Annotated in this window: 16 protein-coding genes; 7 read left to right on the top strand and 9 right to left on the bottom strand. The window is 75.3% G+C overall.

Annotation, left to right across the window (positions count from 1 at the left end; translation table 11 throughout):
• Positions 1 to 13: 13 nt before the first annotated feature.
• From QYM41_RS02115 to QYM41_RS02105, 3 genes are read right to left on the bottom strand one after another with little or no spacing between them, the layout of a single operon-like run.
• Positions 14 to 2,311, bottom strand: coding sequence for a heavy metal translocating P-type ATPase (locus QYM41_RS02115; RefSeq protein ID WP_497795581.1), 2,298 nt, complete (start codon positions 2,309 to 2,311; stop codon positions 14 to 16).
• On the bottom strand, positions 2,304 to 2,513 hold the full coding sequence (locus QYM41_RS02110) for a heavy-metal-associated domain-containing protein (protein WP_368798075.1): 210 nt from the start codon (positions 2,511 to 2,513) through the stop codon (positions 2,304 to 2,306). The genes QYM41_RS02115 and QYM41_RS02110 overlap by 8 nt, the downstream gene beginning before the upstream one ends.
• A gap of 46 nt (positions 2,514 to 2,559) precedes the next feature.
• On the bottom strand, positions 2,560 to 2,874 hold the full coding sequence (locus QYM41_RS02105) for a metal-sensitive transcriptional regulator (protein ID WP_368798074.1): 315 nt from the start codon (positions 2,872 to 2,874) through the stop codon (positions 2,560 to 2,562).
• Positions 2,875 to 2,974: 100 nt separating this feature from the next.
• Between QYM41_RS02105 and QYM41_RS02100 the strand changes: the two genes are divergently transcribed.
• Genes QYM41_RS02100 through QYM41_RS02090 form a run of 3 tightly spaced genes read left to right on the top strand, consistent with a single transcriptional unit; the run spans position 2,975 to position 6,053 of the window.
• On the top strand, positions 2,975 to 5,008 hold the full coding sequence (locus tag QYM41_RS02100; RefSeq protein ID WP_368798073.1) for a glycoside hydrolase family 15 protein: 2,034 nt from the start codon (positions 2,975 to 2,977) through the stop codon (positions 5,006 to 5,008).
• On the top strand, positions 5,005 to 5,745 hold the full coding sequence (locus QYM41_RS02095) for an AzlC family ABC transporter permease (RefSeq protein WP_368798072.1): 741 nt from the start codon (positions 5,005 to 5,007) through the stop codon (positions 5,743 to 5,745). Before QYM41_RS02100 ends, QYM41_RS02095 begins: the two co-directional genes overlap by 4 nt.
• Positions 5,742 to 6,053, top strand: coding sequence for an AzlD domain-containing protein (locus tag QYM41_RS02090; RefSeq protein ID WP_368798071.1), 312 nt, complete (start codon positions 5,742 to 5,744; stop codon positions 6,051 to 6,053). The genes QYM41_RS02095 and QYM41_RS02090 overlap by 4 nt, the downstream gene beginning before the upstream one ends.
• A 36-nt stretch (positions 6,054 to 6,089) precedes the next feature.
• Here the strand turns inward: QYM41_RS02090 and QYM41_RS02085 are convergent, their stop codons facing one another.
• Entirely contained in the window at positions 6,090 to 7,511 is a 1,422-nt protein-coding gene (locus QYM41_RS02085; RefSeq protein WP_368798070.1) for an FAD-binding oxidoreductase, read from the bottom strand.
• A 336-nt stretch (positions 7,512 to 7,847) separates the two neighbouring features.
• Positions 7,848 to 8,498, bottom strand: coding sequence for a helix-turn-helix transcriptional regulator (locus QYM41_RS02080; RefSeq protein ID WP_368798069.1), 651 nt, complete (start codon positions 8,496 to 8,498; stop codon positions 7,848 to 7,850).
• Between the two features lie 414 nt (positions 8,499 to 8,912).
• Between QYM41_RS02080 and QYM41_RS02075 the strand changes: the two genes are divergently transcribed.
• From QYM41_RS02075 to QYM41_RS17935, 3 genes are all read left to right on the top strand, one after another.
• Entirely contained in the window at positions 8,913 to 11,198 is a 2,286-nt protein-coding gene (locus tag QYM41_RS02075) for a glycosyltransferase (RefSeq protein ID WP_368798068.1), read from the top strand.
• A 151-nt stretch (positions 11,199 to 11,349) separates the two neighbouring features.
• Positions 11,350 to 12,741: an OFA family MFS transporter gene (locus QYM41_RS02070; RefSeq protein ID WP_368798067.1), complete on the top strand. Its 1,392-nt coding sequence runs from the start codon at positions 11,350 to 11,352 to the stop codon at positions 12,739 to 12,741.
• A complete protein-coding gene (locus QYM41_RS17935; RefSeq protein WP_438612532.1) occupies positions 12,738 to 12,839 on the top strand; it encodes an MFS transporter small subunit in 102 nt (33 codons plus the stop codon). Before QYM41_RS02070 ends, QYM41_RS17935 begins: the two co-directional genes overlap by 4 nt.
• An 84-nt stretch (positions 12,840 to 12,923) precedes the next feature.
• Here QYM41_RS17935 and QYM41_RS02065 read toward each other — a convergent pair whose 3' ends face one another.
• Together QYM41_RS02065 and QYM41_RS02060 are read right to left on the bottom strand one after the other, a co-directional pair.
• Positions 12,924 to 14,066, bottom strand: a complete 1,143-nt coding sequence (locus QYM41_RS02065) for an alpha/beta fold hydrolase (protein WP_368798066.1) — start codon at positions 14,064 to 14,066, stop codon at positions 12,924 to 12,926.
• Positions 14,063 to 14,506: a hypothetical protein gene (locus QYM41_RS02060; protein WP_368798065.1), complete on the bottom strand. Its 444-nt coding sequence runs from the start codon at positions 14,504 to 14,506 to the stop codon at positions 14,063 to 14,065. Before QYM41_RS02060 ends, QYM41_RS02065 begins: the two co-directional genes overlap by 4 nt.
• A 143-nt stretch (positions 14,507 to 14,649) precedes the next feature.
• Here QYM41_RS02060 and QYM41_RS02055 point away from each other — a divergent pair, with 143 nt between their 5' ends.
• Positions 14,650 to 16,395 (top strand): Acg family FMN-binding oxidoreductase, encoded by a 1,746-nt coding sequence (locus QYM41_RS02055; RefSeq protein WP_368798064.1) that lies wholly within the window; start codon positions 14,650 to 14,652, stop codon positions 16,393 to 16,395.
• Between the two features lie 28 nt (positions 16,396 to 16,423).
• Here QYM41_RS02055 and QYM41_RS02050 read toward each other — a convergent pair whose 3' ends face one another.
• Together QYM41_RS02050 and QYM41_RS02045 are read right to left on the bottom strand one after the other, a co-directional pair.
• Positions 16,424 to 17,167, bottom strand: coding sequence for a FadR/GntR family transcriptional regulator (locus QYM41_RS02050; RefSeq protein ID WP_368798063.1), 744 nt, complete (start codon positions 17,165 to 17,167; stop codon positions 16,424 to 16,426).
• 82 nt (positions 17,168 to 17,249) lie between these two features.
• Positions 17,250 to 17,396 (bottom strand): hypothetical protein, encoded by a 147-nt coding sequence (locus QYM41_RS02045; protein ID WP_368798062.1) that lies wholly within the window; start codon positions 17,394 to 17,396, stop codon positions 17,250 to 17,252.
• Positions 17,397 to 17,435 lie beyond the last annotated feature (39 nt).

Genomic DNA, 17,435 nt, shown 5'->3' with positions numbered 1-17,435 from the left:
TGGTGCGGACGGCTCAGCGCCCGAAGCGCCGCAGCCGCAGCGAGTTCAGCACCACGAACACGGAGCTGAAGGCCATGGCGGCGCCCGCGACCACCGGGTTGAGCAGTCCGGCGGCGGCCACGGGGATGGCCACCGTGTTGTAGGCGAAGGCCCAGAACAGGTTCGACTTGATGATCGACAGCGTCCGGCGGGACAGGGCGATGGCCGTGGGCACCGAGCCGACGTCGCTGCGCACCACCGTGATGTCGGCGGCCTCGATCGCGGCGTCCGTGCCGGCGCCCATCGCGATCCCGAGATCGGCCTGGGCCAGGGCCGCGGCGTCGTTCACGCCGTCGCCCACCATGGCGACCACGCGCCCCTCGTCCTGCAGGTCGCGGACCACCGCGACCTTGCCCTCGGGGCTGACGTCCGCGACGACGTCCCCGGCGGCGATGCCGGCCTCCGCGGCGACCGCCCGGGCCACGGGCTCGTTGTCGCCGGTCAGCAGCAGCGGCCGCAGCCCCAGCTCCCGGAGCCGGGCGATCGCCGCGCGCGCGTCCTCCTTGACGGTGTCGCGCAGGTCGACGAAGCCCACGAGGGCGCCGTCGACGGCCACGAGGATCGTGGTGAACCCGCCCTCCTGGGCGCGGCGCAGGGCGTCGAGCTGGGCGCCGTCCAGGCGCACGCCGTTCTCGGCCAGCCACGTGGTGCGCCCGACCACCACCGAGCGGGAGTGCATCCCGTCCGTCACGCGCGCGCGCACTCCGCCGCCGGGGGCCGAGACGAACCCGGAGACCGGGAACCGGTGCGGGGTGGCCTCGGCCACGGCCCGCGCGATGGGGTGCTCGGAGTGCTGCTCCACGGTGGCCGCGAGGTCCAGCACCTGGTCCCGGGAGTACCCGGACACGGGCGTCACGGCGGCGACCGAGAGCCGGCCGCTCGTGACGGTGCCCGTCTTGTCGAGCACCACGGTGTCCACGGTGCGGGTGTCCTCGAGCACCTCGGCACCCTTGATCAGGATCCCCAGCTGCGCGCCCCGGCCGGTGCCGGTGAGCAGGGCCGTGGGCGTGGCCAGGCCCAGGGCGCAGGGGCAGGCGATGACGAGCACGGAGACCGCGGCCACGAAGGACGCGTTGACGTCCCCGGTCAGCAGGAGCCAGCCCGCCAGGGTGGCCAGGGCCAGCACCAGGACGACCGGGACGAAGACGCCCGAGATGCGGTCGGCCAGCCGCGCCACGGGGGCCTTGCCGGACTGCGCCCGGGACACCATCCGGCCCATCTGGGCCAGGGTGGTGTCGGACCCCACGCGGGTGGCCTCGACCAGCAGATGGCCGTTGGTGTTGATCGTGGCGCCGGTGACGGCGTCGCCGACCTCGACCTCCACCGGCAGGGACTCCCCGGTGAGCAGGGAGGTGTCCACGGCCGAGCGGCCGTCCACGACCACGCCGTCGGCGGCGATCTTCTCGCCGGGGCGCACGACGATCAGGTCCCCCGGGCGCAGCTGCTCCGCGGGCAGGTCCGTCTCGACGCCGTCCCGCAGGACCACCGCGTCCTTCGCGCCGAGCTCCAGCAGGGCGCGCAGCGCCTCGCCGGAGCGGGCCTTCGCCCGCGCCTCCAGGTAGCGGCCCAGCAGCAGGAACGCGGTGACGAGGGCACCGGTCTCGAAGTAGAGCTGGTGGCCGCTCATGTCCATGGCGTGGCCGGGCATCGCCCCGGCCGTCATGCCGGGATCGCGCAGCAGGTTCCACAGCGAGAACAGGTACGCGGCGGTCACGCCGAGGGACACGAGGGTGTCCATGGTGGAGGCCAGGTGCCGGGCGTTGACCGCGGCCGAGCGGTGGAACGGCCACGCCGCCCACGTCACGACCGGCAGGCTCAGCGCCGCGGCCACCCAGCCCCAGTGCGGGAACTGGAAGCCGGGCAGCATGGAGATCACGAACACCGGGGCGGAGAACGCGGCCGCCACGAGCAGGCGCCGGCGCAGGGACTCGGGCGAGCGCAGCGACGACGCCTCGCGCCCGGCGACCTTCGTCATGGCGTCGGGGCGCTCCGGGGCGGACGCGTCGTCGTCCCCGGGGGCGTTGCGCAGGGTGGCGCCGTACCCGGCCTGCTCGACCGTCTCGAGGACCTGGGCGTCGCTCACGCCCTCGGGCACGTGGACGGTGGCGGTCTCGAGGGCGAGGTTGACGGACGCGTCGACGCCGTCGAGCTTCCCCAGCTTCTTCTCCACCCGGTTCACGCAGGAGGAGCACGTCATGCCCGTGATCTCGAGCTCCAGGGTGCGCAGCGGCCCGGCGACCTCGGCGGGGACGGGTGTGCGGGTGTCAGGCAACGGTGTACCCCGCTTCCTCGACGGCCTCCTTGATCTCGTCCTCCGACAGCTCGCGGGTGGAGGTCACGACGACGGGGGAGACCCCGCCGGCCACGAGGTCGACGTCGACGGACTCGACGCCCTCCAGCTCGGTGAGCTCCTCGGTGACGGACAGGACGCAGTGGCCGCAGGTCATTCCGGACACGTTGACGGTGGTCTGCACGACGGTCTCCTCTGGGGGTCGGTGGGGTGTGCGGTGGTTCAGGGGGTCAGCTCTTGAGCAGGCGCGCGATGGCCGCGGACGCCTCCTGGAGCTTGTCGTCGATGTGGGTGAGGTCCCCGGACTCCTGGGCGGCCTCGACGGCGCCCACCACGCAGTGGTTCAGGTGCTCGTCGAGCAGCCCCAGGCTCACGGCCTTGAGCGCGGACTGGATCGCGGAGACCTGGGTGAGGATGTCGATGCAGTACTGGTCCTCCTCGACCATCCGGTGGATGCCCCGGACCTGTCCCTCGATGCGGCGCAGCCGCTTGAGCCAGGCATCCTTGTCGTGACTGTAGCCGTGCGGCGGCAGGGTCTGCGTCATCCGGTCCTCCTCGGGTCGTCCCGGACCACTATATACCCCTTGGGGGTATGTGGACAGCCCTGTGCCCGGTCGGTCGCCGCGGATGTGGGAATCTTGAGGCATGGCTTCACTGATCGAGGACTACGCCCTGCTCTCGAACATGCGCACGGGCCCGCTCGTCTCCCGCACCGGGTCGATCGACTGGCTGTGCGCACCCCGGTTCGACTCCCCCTCGGTCTTCGGCGCCCTGCTCGGGGAGGCCGACCACGGGCGGTGGCTGCTCGCCCCCGCCTGCACGGTCGCGGCCGGCGGCGAGGACCTCGACGAGGACGAGGCCGACGCCCAGGTCGCCGAGCGGTTCTACGTGGAGAACACGTTCGTCCTGCAGACCGTGTGGGTCACCGACTCCGGCTCCGTGCGGGTGACCGACTTCCTGCCCCTCACCTCCCGCACGGACGTGGTCCGCCGCGTGGAGGGGCTCACGGGCGAGGTCGAGATGTACCACGAGCTGCGCGTGCGCTTCGGCTACGGCGCCGTGGTCCCCTGGGTCAGCCGCTTCGAGGGGGAGGAGGACCCCGGCGGGGGCGACTCCGCGCCGCCCATGCTCGTGGCCATGGCCGGCCCGGACGCCCTCGTGCTGCGCGGGGAGCCCCTGCCCGAGTCCACCGACGACGACGACGAGCGCCGCCACCGCGGCACCTTCACCGTCTCCGCCGGCCAGGCCCGGGACTTCGTCCTCACCCACTTCCCGTCCCACCGCACGCCCCCGGCGCCGATCGACGTCAACGAGCAGCTCACCCGCACGGTGGAGCTGTGGCAGGAGTGGTCCGGGCTCTACGCCCCGCCCGCCGTGGAGGGCGACGAGCCGGTGCACATCGTCCCGGTCCGCGGCCACGCCGTGGCCCGGCGCTCGGACGTGGTCCGGCGCTCCCTGCTCGTGGTCCGGGCCCTGATGCACCAGGAGACGGGCGGGCTGGTGGCCGCCCCCACCACGTCCCTGCCGGACGTCGTCGGCGGGGAGCGCAACTGGGACCACCGCTTCGCCTGGCTGCGGGACGCGGCGATGGCCCTCGAGGTCATGCTCGACCACGGCCACGACCGCGAGGCCGCCCAGCTGCGCAACTGGCTGCTGCGCTCCGTGGCGGGCGACCCGCACGACCTGCAGAACATCTACGGGGTCGCCGGGGAGCGCCGCGGGCGCGAGCACCAGCTCGACCTGCCCGGCTACGAGCGCTCGCGGCCGGTCCGCGAGGGCAACGGCGCCGCGGGCCAGCACCAGTCCGACGCCGTGGGCCACGTCATGGTGGTGTTCGAGCGGCTCCGCCGCCGCGGCGCCGTGGAGGACCACCTCTCCTGGCCCCTGCAGCAGGCGATGCTGCGCTCGGTCGTGGACAACTACGAGGTCACGGACCAGGGTCTCTGGGAGATGCGCGGTGAGCGGCAGTACTACACGCACTCGCGCGTGCTGATGTGGGCGGCCCTCCAGTGCGGTGTGGACGCGGTGCGGCTGCACGGGCTGCCCGGCGACGCGCAGCTGTGGGAGCAGCTGCGGGACGCCCTCGCCGAGGAGATCTGGACGAGCGGCTACGACCCCGAGGCCGGTTCCTTCGTCCAGTACTACGGGGCGAGGACCGTGGACGCCTCCCTGCTCCAGCTGCCGCAGGTGGGCTTCGTGGCCTACGACGACGAGCGGATGCTCGGCACCGTGCGGCGGATCGAGGAGGAGCTGCGCCACCCGAGCGGGCTGATCCACCGCTACCGCAACGTCCTGGGCCCGGTGGACCCCGACGACCCCGACGCGTACGCCGGGGTGATCGGGGTGGACGGCTTCCCGGGCCAGGACAACCCGCACTTCGGCGCGTCCCTGTGGCTGGCGGCCCAGTACGCGCGCTCGGGCCGTGCGGACGACGCCCGCAAGCTCGTGGACCTCGTGCTCTCCCGCGCCAACGACCTGGGGCTGCTCTCCACCGAGTGGTCCCCCGAGCGGCGGCGGATGACCGGCAACTTCCCCCAGACCTTCACCCACCTCGCCCTCGTCCAGGCCCTGGACGCCCTCGACGCCGCCCAGGGGCGCCGGACGACGGCCGAGCCGCACGCGGACGACGCGCCGCAGACCGGCGCCGGGTCCTCCGCCGCCGGGGGCGGCGCCCCGTGAGCCACGCGGCGCCCGTCGACTGGCGGTCCTCGCCGGCCGTCCGGATCGGCCTGTCCGTGGCCGTGGCGACCGGGCTCTACGGCATCTCCTTCGGGGCCCTGTCCGTGGCCGCGGGGCTGAGCTTCTGGCAGACCGTCGCCCTGTCCGCGCTGATGTTCACCGGCGGCTCCCAGTTCGCCTTCATCGGCGTGGTCTCGGGCGGCGGCGCCGGCGCCTCCGCGCTGGGCGCCGCCACCCTGCTGGGGGTGCGCAACGCGGTCTACGGGATGAGCATGAACGCCCTCGTCCGCCCGCGCGGCTGGCGCCGGCTCCTCGCCGCGCACGTGACCATCGACGAGTCCAACGCGGCCGCGTCCTCGCAGGTCCACCCCGTCGAGGAGCGGCGGGGGTTCTGGACGGCGGGGCTGGGCGTGTTCGTGCTCTGGAACCTGTTCACCGTGCTGGGCGCCCTGCTCGGCAACGCCCTGGGGGATCCCGCCCGCTGGGGCCTGGACGGCGCCGCCGTGGCAGCGTTCCTGGGCCTGCTGTGGCCGCGGCTGAGCGCCCGGGAGCCCGTGGCGGTCGCGGTGGTCTGCGGCGTGGTCACGGCCCTGACCGTCCCCGTGCTGCCCGCCGGGATGCCGATCCTGGTGGCCGCCGTGGTCGCGGCGTTCCTGGGCCGCTCCCGCGGCCCGGGGGCGGACGGTGCCGGCGCCGGGACGGCGTCCGGTCCCGGAGTGCAGGAGGCGGGGGCATGAGCATGTGGTTCTGGGTGCTCGGGGCGTGCGCGCTCGCCTACGCCCTGAAGCTCGTCGGCTATCTCGTCCCGGGCCGGGTGCTGGACGACCCGCGCGTGGGGCGCATGGCGGGCACCGTCACCGTGGGCCTGCTCGCCGCGCTGGTGGTCATGAACGCGTTCGGCTCCGGCCAGGCCCTGGTCCTCGACGCCCGGCTGGGCGCGCTGCTCGTGGCGGGAGCGGCCCTGATGCTGCGGGCCCCGTTCCTGCTGGTCGTGGTGCTGGGAGCGGCCGCGGCGGCCGTCCTCCGGCTGCTCGGCGCCCCCTGACCCGGGCCCGGACACCGGCCGGGGCGGCCCGCGCCCTCAGGCCGTGCTCGGCAGGATGTTGTGGTTGAGCCGGAACAGGTTGCCGGGGTCGTAGCGGTCCTTGAGCTCCACGAGCCGCCGGTGCGTCCGCTCCCCGTAGGCCTGCCGCGCCGCCTCGGAGGTGACGGGGCCCTGCTCGGCGCCGAGGAAGTTCACGTACAGGCCGGCGTCGGCGAACGGCTCCAGGGCGGCGTGGGCCCGCCGGGCGAACGCCGTGAGCGGGGCGTCGTCGGCCGCGTCCGGCCAGAAGCCGTAGACGTTGAGCCAGTACCGTGCGGAGCGGTTGGGGAAGGCCGTGGCGCCGGCGGGCACCCGCCCGAAGAACCCCTCCATGTGGTGGACGTCGATGCCGGTGCCGAACCAGGTGATCTCCGAGGCCACGCCGAGCAGGGCGTCGACCACCTCGTCGTCGAGCCGGGAGAACGAGGCGTTCTTCCAGTAGCCCCGCGCCCCCTTCGGGAAGAGCTCGTCCATGGCGGACTGCCACTCGGTCCACTGCACCGGGCCGACCTCCTCCTCGTCCGGCGGGGCGCCGGCCCGCAGCCGGTCCACCAGGCGCAGGCCCTCGGCGTGGTCGGGCGACATCCAGGCGAAGCCGAGGATCAGCCAGGGCTCGTCGCCCATCCCGAAGCCGGGCGGCAGCCGGATGATCGAGACGATGCCGTTCATCTCGTCCGGGAGGTCGGCCGTCCACCGGGCGAAGGCCTGCAGGGCCGCGCGCCAGTGCTCCCGCCGGTAGAACAGGTTCCCGCCCAGCACGGACGGGGGCAGCTCCCGGGCCCGGAAGGTGAACGAGGTCACGACGCCGAAGTTCCCTCCTCCGCCGCGGATGCCCCAGAACAGGTCCGGATTGTGCTCCGCGTTGGCGTGCAGGTGCTCCCGGGTCCCGGTGACCACCTCGGCGTGCACGAGGTTGTCGAGGCTCAGCCCGTTGCTGCGCGTCAGCCAGCCCACCCCTCCGCCGAGGGTCAGGCCGGCGACGCCGGTGGCGCTGACCACGCCGAGGGGCACCGCCAGCCCGTGCGGCACGGTGGCGCGGTCCACGTCGGCGAGGGTCGCGCCGGGCCCGACCGTCACGAGACGGGTCCGCGGGTCCACCTCGACCTGCCGCAGGGCGCCCAGGTCCAGGACGAGCCCGCCCTCCACGGTCCCGTGGCCGGCGATGTTGTGCCCGCCGCCGCGCACGGCCAGCGGCAGATCGGTGTGCTGGGCGGCGGCCAGCACGGGGTCGACGTCGGACACCGCGGCCGCCCGGGCGATCGCGCGCGGCCACGCGTCGACCATGCCGTTCCAGACGCGTCTGGCCTCGTCGTAGAGCGGGTCCTCCGGGTCGACGAGCGTTCCGCTCAGACGGTTCCGCAGCTTCTCGAGCTCGCGGGCGACCTCGTGGTCGTGGCCACCGCGGTCCACGGCGTTCATGGGATCGGCTTCCTGTGGGCCGGGGGCGCGCCCCGGGCTGCTGGTCGTGCTCGACGGCGGTGCGCGGACCGCCGTCGCCGGTGCCGGCGGGGTTCCGGGCGGACTCGGAGCGGTCCGGGCGCTCGGCCCTGCCGGGCTGGAGTTCCGGTGGGGGAGGCGGAACGGCGCAGGATGGTGCTCCCTCCAGGGTAGGAGCGTCCCCGGTGCGGCACAACGATCCGGGCGCAACGATCCGGCGGCACCCGTCCTGCCGCAGCGCCCCGGCGGCACCGGTCCGGCGGAACCGCCCGGGGGAACCGCCCCGGCGGCACCGGTCCGGGCTCCGGTCGCCCGTGCTCAGGCCAGCGGCAGCACCGGGGGAATGATCCCGTCCTCGACGGCCCGCTTGTAGAGCTCGAGCTTGGTGCGGGCGGGCCGCTCCACCAGCGCGTACTTGCGGCGGATCCGCTTGAGGTGCTCCTCCACCGTGGACTCCGCGATCTGCAGCCGTGCGGCCACCTCCTGCTCCTGGAGCCCGTCCACGTAGAGCGCCAGCACCTCGCGCTCGCGGGCCGAGAGCTTCGCCGGGGTCCTGCTGGGGAGCTCCGCCAGAGCCGTCTGGAGCGTGTCGCTCACGAAGTGGCCCAGCTGCCGGGACAGGCGCAGGGTGCGGAAGACGGACCGGATGGGCTCGCACTTGCCCACCGCCCCGGCCGCCCCGCAGGCGAAGGCCGAGCGGACCCGTGCGAGGTCGTCGGGCGGCACCAGCACGACCACGGTGTGCTCCTGTGCGGTGAGGTCGGTGACGTTCTGCACGAGGCTGCGCCCGTCCAGGGTGTTGAGGCTCAGCAGGACCACCGTCTCCTCCGCCGGACCCTGGGCCAGGAACTCCGGGACGCTCCCGGCCACCGCGTTGACCCGCACGCCGTGCTCGGGGTGCTCGACGGACTCGCGCTGCATCGCGATGCGTGTCATGGGCTGCGGGCTGATGACCGCTGCGTTCAGCATGGTGGAACTCCTCGACGTCTCCCGCGATGCGCTCGGCGGGATCTCCGGGCCGGGGGTTCCCGGCCGTGGCCGGCGGGGGACCGCGTCCCGGGCCGGTTCCGCACGGCTGCATATGCCCCAAAAGGAATATCTCCGGGACGGTGGTCGGGCCGGTCGCGCGGAGCTCTCCGGGCGGGCGCCGCCGGCGGAAGTGGTGCACTGTGTCCCTTCACAGTGGCGGACCCGCCCGCGGGCGGGCAAGCGGAATCCGTGCGGACCTGCAACCTCGTACACCGGTCGTGGCCGAACAGGCCCGGGTCGGGCCGGGGCGGCGGCGACGTCGCGGCCGCGGCGACCCGGTCGTGCTGACGCCGGGGGACCCGCGCCGGGGACAATGGGGGAGCACATACCGGTCGATGAAAGGTCCGTTCCGTCATGCGCATCGACGTTCTCCCGGCGCCGGCCGGGCGGGGCCGCGCTCCCGAGGTGGAGCACGAGCTCCGCGGGCTCGTCGCGCAGCTCGCCCTGCGCGGCGTCGACGCCCGGCCGGCGGACCCGGACGGGGCCCCCGGGCCCGAGGAGTCCGGGCACGAGCACGCCGACCGAGGAGGGCCCGGGCACGAGGGCGCCGACCGGGGAGGGCCCGGGCGCGAGGGTGCCGACCGCGCGGAGCACGGGCACGGGGAGTCCGGGCAGGTCGGCCCCGAGGCCGGGGGCCGGGCACCGGCGGCGCGGCCCGGGGCGGAGGCCCTCCTGCTCGTCGAGCCGGCGGCGGGTGCGCCCCTCGGTGACCGCCGCTTCGGCCGCTGGCTCGAACGGGCGCGCGCCGCCGCGGACGCCGGGCGGCCCGTCGTCGTCAGCGGCCTGACCCTCGGCGCCGGCGACGCGGCGCAGGGGGAGGACGTGCGCCTCCTGCTCTCGACGGCGCTCCTCGTGGGACTGCGCGACGCGCAGTCCCTGGCGGTGGCCCGGAGACTGTGCCCCGAGCACCCCGGCCTGCGCGTGAGCCGGCAGGACGCGCTCCTGCTGCCCCGCCCGTCCCCGCAGCAGCCACCGGTGCAGGACGCTCCGGCCGGGGCGCCGCCGGCGGAGGACTCGGTCCCGCCGAGGATCGTCGCCGTGGTGGAACGGCCGGGAGGCCCCTTCCCCGCCGCGGAGGTCGCCCGGGTGCTCACCGATGTCCTGGACGCGCTGGTGCACCGGACCGGCGGGACGGTCGTGCTGCAGGCCTGCGGCGGCACCGCCGCCGACGAGCAGTTCGCGGCGGAGCTGGCCGCCCGGCTGCCGGACGACATCCGCGCGGTGCCTCCGGGCCAGGACGGGCCGGGTGCCGCCGCCCTCCGGGCCGACTGGGTGGTCACCACGTGCCCCCACGGCGCGGCCCTCGGGTCGGCGGCGCACGCGGTCGTGCTCCCCGTGGCCCCAGAGACGTATTCCCTGAACGGCATGGAAAAGGTCCTGGCGCGCTGGGGCCTGGCGGGCGGCGTCGTGCCCCTCGCGGCCCTGCTCACCCCGGGCGAGGTGGCCTGGGACACCCGTGCCGCCGTCCAGCAGTGGGTCACGGAGGCCGTGGAGCAGCGCGGGCCCGTCCGTGCCGCGCTGGCGGACGCCGAGCCGGCGGTCCGGGAGGCGTCCGCCCGGTGGTGGGAGGAGCTGGTGGTGGCGCTCCACGGCAGGCTGGACGCACCCGGGCCGGAGCCGGTGGTCGCCCCGCGCGGGGTCGGGGCGCCGGTGGCCGGGGCCCTGCGCCGCCGGTACACCGTGCCCGTGGTGCCGCCCGAGCGGCCCACGGTCGCCGTGCTCCTGGCCGCGCCCGGCGGGCCGGCGCCCGTGCGGCGCGCCGTCGAGGACCTCCTGGCGCAGACCTTCACCGACTGGCGGCTGGTCCTCGTCCAGGACGGCGGCGATCCCGCGGCCCCGGACGAGGCGCTGGCGCCGCGGCGGGACGAGCTCGCGGGACGGGTGACGGTCCTGCACCACCGCAGGACCCTCGGCCGTGCGGCGGCCCTCAACCGCGGCCTGCGGGCCGTGGACTCGGAGCTCGTCGTCCGCCACCACGGGGCGCAGCGCTGGCCGCCCACGCTCCTCCAGCGCGCCGTGGCCCACCTCGAGAACGCCCTGGTGACCGACGACGGGGTGGTGGTGGAGCCCGCGCCCGGGGCGGGCACGGAGGGCCCGCCCCGCCGTCCCGAGCGGGGGCCGGCCCGGGCGGACCGGTCGGCGCTCACCCTCACCGACGTGCTGGACGGCGACCACACCGCGGTCGACGCGCCGTTCGTGTACCGGCGGGCGGTGCACGGGGTGCTCGGCGACTACGACGAGAGCGTGGGGGCCGCGGAGGGCTGGGAGTTCGCGCTCCGCTTCCTGGAGACGTTCACCGTGGGCGTGCTCCCACCGGTCCGCCCCGGTGGGGTGGCGGGCGGCGTGGTCCGGGGCGAGCTGACGGTGCGCGAACGGCACCTGCGGCAGTGGAGTGCCGAGAACGGCATCGGGCTGCCGCTGTACCTGCGCCACGCGGCCGCCCAGGAGGCCGCGGCCCTGCACGAGCGGCTGGACGACGCCGATCGGCTCGCGCACGAGCTCCTCGAGGAGATCCGCGCCCAGTCCCGCCGGCTCGAGCGGCTGGAGCAGGCCCTGGCGGAGCGGGGTGTCGCCGCCCTCTGGCGGCGGGCACGGCGGCGGGTGCGGGGATGGCTGGGACGGACCCCGAACCGCGGGTGAGCGGCCCGTATCGGCGCGGCCGGTCGGCAGGTTGCTTCGCATCGCTCTCGTGAATGTGACATGCTTCACCATCGGGTGCTTCCCGGGCGCCGCAGGAGCGGACCGGAGAGCACCCTTCACGCAGCATCCGCAGCAGATGAGGAGTCGGGGCATGGGATGGCTTGATCGACAGCACTCGGTGGCACCACCGGGATTCAACCGCTGGCTCATTCCGCCGGCAGCCCTCGCGGTCCATCTGTGCATCGGACAGGCCTACGCGACCAGCGTGTACAAGAACGCGCTGGTCGCGCACTTCGACGCGAGCCTGACCCAGATCGGCATCATCTTCTCCATCGCCATCGTCATGCTGGGGCTCTCCGCCGCCGTCTTCGGCACGTGGGTGGACACCGGCGGCCCCCGGCGGGCGATGTTCACCGCGGCGCTGCTGTGGTCCGGCGGGTTCCTGGTCGGCGCGCTCGGGATCTTCACCGATCAGCTCTGGCTCGTCTACCTGGGCTACGGGTTCATCGGCGGCATCGGACTGGGCATCGGCTACATCTCTCCCGTCTCCACGCTGATCAAGTGGTTCCCCGACCGGCCCGGACTCGCCACGGGCATGGCGATCATGGGCTTCGGCGGCGGCGCGCTGATCGCCAGCCCCCTCTCCGCTGCCCTGCTCAACCTCTACGACCCCGAGTCCGGCACTCCGGGCTGGGTGGCGAGCGGGGACGCCGTCGGCAAGCTGTTCCTGACCCTCGCGGTCATCTACCTGGCCTACATGCTCTTCGGGGCGTTCACGATCAAGGTCCCCGCCGAGGACTGGAAGCCCGAGGGCTTCGACCCCTCGAAGGTCAAGTCGAAGGCCCTCGTGACCAAGAACCACGTCTCGGCCCGCAACGCGATCCGCACCCCGCAGTTCTGGCTGGTGTGGATCGTGCTGTTCTGCAACGTCACGGCCGGCATCGGCATCCTCGAGCAGGCCGCCCCGATGATCCAGGACTTCTTCCGCCAGGCGGACGGCGCCTCCCTCGTGACGGTCGCCGTGGCCGGCGGTTTCGTGGGCCTGCTCTCGATCGGCAACATGGGCGGGCGCTTCGTGTGGTCCACCACCTCCGACATCCTGGGGCGCAAGCGCATCTACATGGTCTACCTCGGCGTCGGAGCCGTCCTCTACACGGTGCTGGCGCTGTTCGGCTCGACCTCCACGCTGCTGTTCGTGCTGCTGGCGTTCGTGATCATCTCGTTCTACGGCGGTGGGTTCGCCACGGTGCCGGCCTATCTGCGGGACCTCTTCGGGACCTTCCAGGTGGGGGCCATCCACGGCCGTCTGCTCACGGCGTGGTCCGCCGCGGGCATCGCCGGGCCCCTCATCGTCAACGCGTTCCTCGACGCCCAGGGCACCCCCGGGGAGCTCACGTCCGAGGCCTACCGGCCGGCGCTGCTGACCATGGTCGGCCTGCTGGTCGTCGGCTTCGTCGCCAACCTGCTCGTGAGACCGGTCGACGCCAAGCACCACGAGCCCGCACCGTCCGGCAGCCCGGCCCACGAAGGAGTCCTGAGATGAGCAAGGCCCGACTGGCACTGGGGTGGGTCCTCGTCGGGGTCCCGCTCGCCTACGGCGTGACGGCGACCCTCGTCCGGGTGTCCGCGCTGTTCTACTGACCCTGCCGAGCGCACGGCCGCGCGGGGGCGGACCGGACCGGTCCGCCCCCGCGCGGCCGGTCCGGCCCGCCCTCCCTCCGCCCCTCACCGGCCGTCGGGGCGCACGGCGAGGGGCAGGACCTTCTCCACCATGAAGCGGGTGAACCGCTCCCTCTCCTCGATGTGAGGCAGATGGGCGGAGTCCTCGAACCACACCAGTTCCTTCGAGGGCGCCGTCAGCTCCGCGAAGTACTGCTCGGCCAGCTCCGCCGGGGCCTCGTGGTCGTGCCGGCCCTCCACGAAGAACACGGGCACCCCCAGCGCCGGGACCGTCTCGCGCAGGTTCACCCGAAGCAGCTCGGGCCACAGGAGCTCCATGGAGCCCATGACGCCCCGGAAGTAGGTGATCCGGTCGCCCAGGGTGTACTCCCGCGAGCGGAGCAGCCCGCCCAGCACCACACCCAGCGCCCCGTTCCGGCTGCCGTGGACCTCTCCGCCGCAGCGCGCGAGCAGGTGCCGCTGCGTGACGACCGCCGAGCGCGGATCGCCCCGGTACGGCGGCGGCCCGATCCGGGTGAGCGCCTCGACGGCCCGGCGGTCGTGCGCCCGGCGCGCCTGCTCCAGGGTCCAGCGGTAGGAGGCGGCCTCCCCCGCGGCCATGTCGGCGACCTGGCCGATGCCCACGTAGCAGCTGAAGAGCTCCGGGTGCCGTGCCACGGCCAGGGCGCCGATGACGCTTCCCCAGGAGTGGCCGACCAGCACGAGCCGGTCCTGGTGGAACCGCTCCAGCAGGAGCCGGACCAGCTCCACGGTGTCCTCCACGAACTGCCCCACGGTCATCCGCCCGGTGTCGGCGATGGCCGCGTAGGACTTGCCGGCACCGCGCTGGTCCCAGTTCACCACCGTGAAGTGCTGCTCGAGATCGCGGGTGGCCCGCCGGTTCGTCGTCAGCTGCGAGGTGCCGGGGCCGCCGTGCAGGAACAGCACGACGGGGTGGCTGACGTCCCGGGACCGGACGAGGATCCACTGCTCACAGCCGCCGAGGGTCACCGGCTCCAGCGCGGCGACGGACCGCGCGCCGCCGGAGGGCTCCACGGACCGGATCGGCGGGGTCCCGGCCGGCAGCGCGGCCCGGAGGAGGGTCGCGCCCAGCACCGCGCCGGCGGCCGCGGCGAGGACGGACCGGACCTGCCGGCGCCCGCTTCCGGGGACCTCCGCCGGCACCCCGGTGCGCCGCCCGCGGCTCACCGGTCCACCTCTCCCGTGGGTGCGCCTGCCGTGGCGGCGCGGCGGACCGCCTCGAGGACCACCGCGGACAGGACGTTGGGCACCCAGTAGGGCCAGGGCAGCACCGGGACCAGTGCCAGCACCCACGCCTGCCCCCAGCGCAGCGCCCCGCGCACCCGGCTGCCCCGCAGGAGGTGGTAGGCCACCACCGCCTGGAAGGCGGCCGCCCCCAGGACCACGGCGGGCGCCGCGGGCGCCAGTGCCCCGAGCAGGCGCCGGTGCGGCGGCGACCACGTGCTGTCCCGGAACCACTCCAGCAGCCGCGGGGCGATCCGGACGGTGTGCACGGTGTTCAGCACGGCCGTGCCGGCGAAGTACACCCCGACGGCGCGGGTCGCCAGGACCGTGCCCCGGCGCGGAGGGCGGGACGTCGCCGCGGGTCGGGGTGCCGGACGGTCCATGGGCGCTGCTCCTCGGTGGTTCGCTCCGTGTCCTGCGGTGACGGCCGCGCCGGAGCCTGCCGTTGACCGCGGGTGGGACACATTCGACCATGGACCCGTGGGCCGGTGCCACGACGGGCGCCAATGAGACTTCGGGGGTCGCCATGGACGTCGGACGCAGCCTGCCGCGCACCCTGTTCGCCGCCGTGCGGATCGCCGGCCACGTGCTGAGCGGCCCGCTGCTGCGGCGGCGCCGGACGACCTGGGGCGCCACGCCCGCGGAGGTCGCCGCCTGCTGGCCCGGCGACGAGCTGCTCCCCGAGCCGTCCTGGACCGCCACCCACACCGTCACCGTCGCCGCCCCGCCCGACCGGGTCTGGCCCTGGCTGGCCCAGCTCGGCCAGGGGCGCGGCGGGCTCTACAGCTTCGAGCGCCTCGAGAACCTCATCGGCTGCCGGATGCGCAACACGGACCGGATCCTGGCGGAGCACCAGGACCTCTCCGCGGTCTCCGAGATCCGTCTCGCCCCGCAGGCGGCCCTGGCCGTGGCGCACGTCGAGCCGGGTCGCGACCTCGTGCTGGCCGCGCCGGCCCCCTCGGCGACGGGCGGGCGCGGCGGCCTGTGGTCCTTCCACCTGCGACCGTCCCCGGAGGGCGGCACCCGGCTGGTCGAGCGGCTGAGCTTCGCGCCCGGGTCCACCCGGGGGGAGAGGCTGTTCACCTCGCCGGCCCTCGTGGAGCCGATCAGCTTCGTGATGAGCCAGGAGATGCTGCGCAACATCGCCCGCCTGGCCGAGGGCCGGGCCGGTGCGGCGGCCGGTCGGCGCCGGCCGGCCGGGCAGGGGAGCACCTCCGGCCGCGCGGGGCGCGGAGGACGCTCCGCGCGCGCGTACGACGACGCCGCGGCGGCGGATCGGCGCCCGGTCCCGGGCGCCGACCCGGACCGTGAGCTGGTCCGGCGGGCCGCGCTCGCCGCGTCGAGCCACAACACCCAGCCGTGGACGTTCACGTCCGGTCCCGGTGCGATCACCCTCCGGGCGGACCGTTCTCGGCGCTGCCCCGTGGTCGACCCCCACGACGCGCACCTGTTCCAGAGCCTCGGCTGCGCGGCGGAGAACCTGGTCCACGCCGCCGCCGCGCAGGGCCGCGCCGCGGAGGTCGCCCTCGAGGCGGACGAGCGCGTCGTCGTGACCCTCGGCGACCCGGGGACGGCCGCGGCGTCCCCGCTCTCGGACGCCATCGAGACCCGGCAGTGCACCCGCGGCGCCTACGACGGCGACCCCGTCGGCCGCCGCGACCTGGACGTCCTCGAACGGGCGGGCAGCCTGGGCCGGGTGCGCTGCCTCCTGCTCACGGAGCCGGGGCAGCTCACGACCGTCGCCGGGTTCGTGCGCTCCGGCGACCTGGCGCAGCTGCACGACGCGGCGTTCCGCCGCGAGCTCGTCTCCTGGATCCGCTTCACCCCGGCCGCCGCGCTGCGCCGCAGGGACGGGCTCGCCGGGCGCGCGGCCGGGCGGCCGCCGGTCCCGGAGCGGCTGGGCGCGCTGCTGGCCCGGCTGCTCCTGCGTCCCGCGGCCCAGGCCGGGACGGACGCCGAGCACGTCACGAGCTCGGCCGGCGTCGCGGTGTTCGCCACCCGGGGCGACGACCGCACCGCGTGGGTCGAGGCGGGACGCGCCTGCCAGCGGTTCGCGCTGCAGGCCGAGGTCCTCGACCTGCGCACGGCCTTCGTCAACCAGCCGATCGAGGTCCCGGCGCTGCGCTCCCGCTTCGAGTCCTGGCTCGGCCTCACGGGCGAGCACGCCCAGCTGGTCGTGCGCTTCGGCCACGGGCCGAGGCTGCCCTACAGCCTGCGCCGGCCGGTCGAGGACGTGCTGGTGGACCCGCCGGGGCGGGCCCCCGGCTCCTGAGCCCCGCGGCGCACCCCGGGCGCCGGGCTCACCCGGGGGCGTCGTCGCCGGGGGAGCGCGTGCCGTGCCCGAGGAAGCCCCGCAGCAGCGCGGCCGTGCCCTCGAGGTGGGCCAGGGACGCGGCCCGGGCGGCGGCGGCGTCGCCGGCCAGGACGGCGTCGGCGAGCTCGCGGTGCTGGCGGTCGGAGTGCTCGAGGTTGACCGGCAGCAGGGGGATCCGGTCCAGCAGGTCGCTGGCCCGGGAGCGCACCTCCGCGACGGCGCGGACCAGGCTGGGGCACCCGCCCAGCTCGGCGACCGCGATGTGGAAGCGCGCGTCGGCGGGGCGGTAGTCCTCCGGCGCGCTCTGCTCGACCTGCCGCAGGCACGCCAGCAGGTGCTCCCGGGCCGCCGTGCTGAGGGTCGAGGCCGCGGCCAGCTCCGCCGCCGCGGGCTCGACGACGGCGCGGAACACGAGCACGTCCTCGACCTCGGCCGGCTCCACCGGGGGGAGGGTCTCGTCCGGCAGCGCGGTGCGCCCGGTCACGAACGTGCCGCCGTAGCGACCGCGCACCACGTCCAGGACTCCGGCGGCCTGGAGCTCGCGCAGGGCCTCCCGCAGCGTGGCGCGGGAGATCCCGAGCATCGCCGCGGTCTCCCGCTCCGGCGGCAGCCGCTCGCCCCGGCGGAACAGGCCGAGCCGGATCGAGTCGAGGATCCGCTCCACGGCCTCCTCGAAGGCGTTGCCCTGCCGCACGGGCCGGATGAGGGGGTGCGGGACGGGGTCGCTCACGGTGGCGCTCCTCCTTGCGGGACGGCGTGCGCCCATCGTGCCACGCCCCCGCGGGCGCGCCGCGCGGGGCGCGGGGCGCGGGCTAGGCGAGGTCGATGGCGACCACGCCCACGGCGATGATCAGCGCGGCGGAGACGAGGAAGCCGGCCGTGACGGCGATCAGCGCCCAGGAACGGCCCTGGCCGGAGCGCTGCGGGCGGGAGCGGGCGGAGGCGTCGGTCTGGTTCATGCCCCCATTCTGCGGCATCCGCCCGCGGCCGTCACCACG

Source organism: Kocuria oxytropis (assembly GCF_040981195.1).
GTDB classification, from domain to species: domain Bacteria; phylum Actinomycetota; class Actinomycetes; order Actinomycetales; family Micrococcaceae; genus Kocuria; species Kocuria oxytropis.
The sequence above is the reverse complement of the archived record's forward strand: the minus strand, read 5'-3'. Positions and strand labels throughout refer to the sequence as shown.

Excerpts from the sequence above, each read along its gene's own strand:
- QYM41_RS02105 (WP_368798074.1), bottom strand. The coding sequence starts at position 2,874 with ATGACGCAGACCCTGCCGCCGCACGGCTACAGTCACGACAAGGATGCC.
- QYM41_RS02100 (WP_368798073.1), top strand. The coding sequence starts at position 2,975 with ATGGCTTCACTGATCGAGGACTACGCCCTGCTCTCGAACATGCGCACG.
- QYM41_RS02090 (WP_368798071.1), top strand. The coding sequence starts at position 5,742 with ATGAGCATGTGGTTCTGGGTGCTCGGGGCGTGCGCGCTCGCCTACGCC.
- QYM41_RS02085 (WP_368798070.1), bottom strand. The coding sequence starts at position 7,511 with ATGAACGCCGTGGACCGCGGTGGCCACGACCACGAGGTCGCCCGCGAG.
- QYM41_RS02080 (WP_368798069.1), bottom strand. The coding sequence starts at position 8,498 with ATGCTGAACGCAGCGGTCATCAGCCCGCAGCCCATGACACGCATCGCG.
- QYM41_RS02075 (WP_368798068.1), top strand. The coding sequence starts at position 8,913 with ATGCGCATCGACGTTCTCCCGGCGCCGGCCGGGCGGGGCCGCGCTCCC.
- QYM41_RS02070 (WP_368798067.1), top strand. The coding sequence starts at position 11,350 with ATGGGATGGCTTGATCGACAGCACTCGGTGGCACCACCGGGATTCAAC.
- QYM41_RS17935 (WP_438612532.1), top strand. The coding sequence starts at position 12,738 with ATGAGCAAGGCCCGACTGGCACTGGGGTGGGTCCTCGTCGGGGTCCCG.
- QYM41_RS02060 (WP_368798065.1), bottom strand. The coding sequence starts at position 14,506 with ATGGACCGTCCGGCACCCCGACCCGCGGCGACGTCCCGCCCTCCGCGC.
- QYM41_RS02055 (WP_368798064.1), top strand. The coding sequence starts at position 14,650 with ATGGACGTCGGACGCAGCCTGCCGCGCACCCTGTTCGCCGCCGTGCGG.
- QYM41_RS02045 (WP_368798062.1), bottom strand. The coding sequence starts at position 17,396 with ATGAACCAGACCGACGCCTCCGCCCGCTCCCGCCCGCAGCGCTCCGGC.